Source organism: Novosphingobium sp. FG137, from assembly GCF_057809735.1.
Genome location: NZ_JBMDKN010000018.1, coordinates 1 through 1,947, shown reverse-complemented (window position 1 = coordinate 1,947; position 1,947 = coordinate 1). Strand labels below are relative to the sequence as shown.

General features: G+C 65.4%; 1 protein-coding gene. It reads left to right on the top strand.

Translation table 11 applies throughout. The features are described from left to right. Nucleotides 1-1,947: beta strand repeat-containing protein (locus ACODS2_RS23105; RefSeq protein ID WP_489000830.1), on the top strand; the 1,947-nt coding region annotated here is incomplete at both ends.

Genomic DNA, 1,947 nt, shown 5'->3' with positions numbered 1-1,947 from the left:
CGCTGACCGGGGCCAATGTCGTGCGCATCAAGGCCGGATCGGTCGGCACGCCGGGAACGGCGTCCAACGCGCTGATCGCGGGTGACGTCAACTCTGGCACCTTTACCGCCAATGCTGCGGCTGGCGACATTCGCCTTCGTAACATCACGGCCACAGGCAATCTCAGCGCCGCAGCAACGCTCGGCTCGGTCACGGGCGTTGCCGATGGGTACACCCCAACCTCGGCAAGCAATATCGTCGATGCCAATGGCAAGACTGTCCTGATCGATGTGGGCAGCGGGGCGTTCGGAACAATCAATGGCGGTCTGGTAAAGACTGTGACCAGCGGCGCGACCGTGCTGCGGATCAACAAGGTCAATGCAGGGACGATTGACCTTGCGGCCAGCAACACACTCGACGTCGGCACGATCATTGCCAGCGGGCAGGTCGATCTCGCCACCACCGGCGGCACGGCAGCGGCCGGCACAACGCTGGAGATCAGCGCTCCGGCAACAAAGCTGGCGGAAGGCTTCGGCACGGCAACGCTGACGGCAAAGCCCGCCGATGCGCTGATCACGGTCAACGCCGTGCAGGGCATTGCGCAGCTGGGCACGCTCACCGCCGGCACCGGCGCAGACCCCGATCCGGCCATTGGTGCAGCGGGCCAGATCACCGTCAACGCCCGGGCGCTGACCATTGCCACCGCCATTGCAAAGGACGGCGGCATCTCCGCGACGGCGAGCGACGGCCTGCTCCAGGTCGGCACCGGCACCGCGAAGCAACTGATCGCGCTCACCAAGCAGAACCTCGATGGCATCAGCACCGGATCGGACACGACCACTGATCTGCTGCGCGCCACCAACCTCACCAGCACCGCCGGTTCTATCCAGTTGCTGAGCGACACCTCGGCCGATGTGACCACGCAGGCTCAGGCCGCCATCGATCTCAAGATCAGTGCAGCGAAGGCTATCGGGATCACGACAGGTGTGGCCACCACCGGTTCGATCGGCATGCTGGCCGGTGGCTCGGTCTCCGCCACCACGCTGATTGCTGGCACCGACATCGGGATACAGGGCGGCACTTCCGGCGCTTCCCCGGCGACCAACGTGACGATCACCTCGGCCACTGCCGGGGATGACATCGACGTTGCCGCGCTGAACGGTAATCTTTCGCTGACTGTTGCCAACGCCAAGGGAACCGGCCCGCGAGGCAGCCGCGTGCGGTTGGCCGGTCTGCCGGGCACCAGCGCCCTGGTGGAAATGGTTTCCGGCGAAGTCGATGACGAGCTTGGCAAGTCGACGATCCGGCTGCGGTCGGCAACGGGTGACGTGACCTCGGCGACCAATCTCACGGCTGCGGATGGTAACATCATCGCAACCGCATTCCGCGACGTCTCGATCACCAAGGGTTCCGCCACCGGCGGCAATATCTTTGGCAGTGCTGGCCGCGATGCCAACCTCGTGACCGGAAATGCCAGCGGCTCGATCGGCCTGCTGGCCGGCGGCGCCGTCACCGGCACTGCGCTCGTTGCCGGTGTCGATATCAGGGCGCAGGGCGGAACGGCCGGTGCCCTTCCGTCGACGCCCGTTGCCATCACGTCTGCCACGGCCGGCGATGACATCGACCTCGTCGCAATCAACGGTGACGTCAGCCTTGCGACCGGTCTTTCGAAGAACACGTCCGGCGCGCGGGGTACTTCGGTTACCTTCGGCACGCCCGGCGCGGCAGGATCAGTCGCGGTCGCAAGCGGCGAAGATGCGGCGCTGAGCCAGTCGACAATCAGCCTGCGTTCGGTGACGGGCGACGTGATTTCGACCACGAACCTTTCGACAGCAGACGGCGATATCATCGCCACCGCGTTCCGCGACGTGTCGATCACGAGGGGTTCTGCCACCGGCGGCAATATCTTCGGAAGCGCTGGCCGCGATGCAAGTCTCGTAACGGGCAATGCGAGCGGCTCGATCGGCC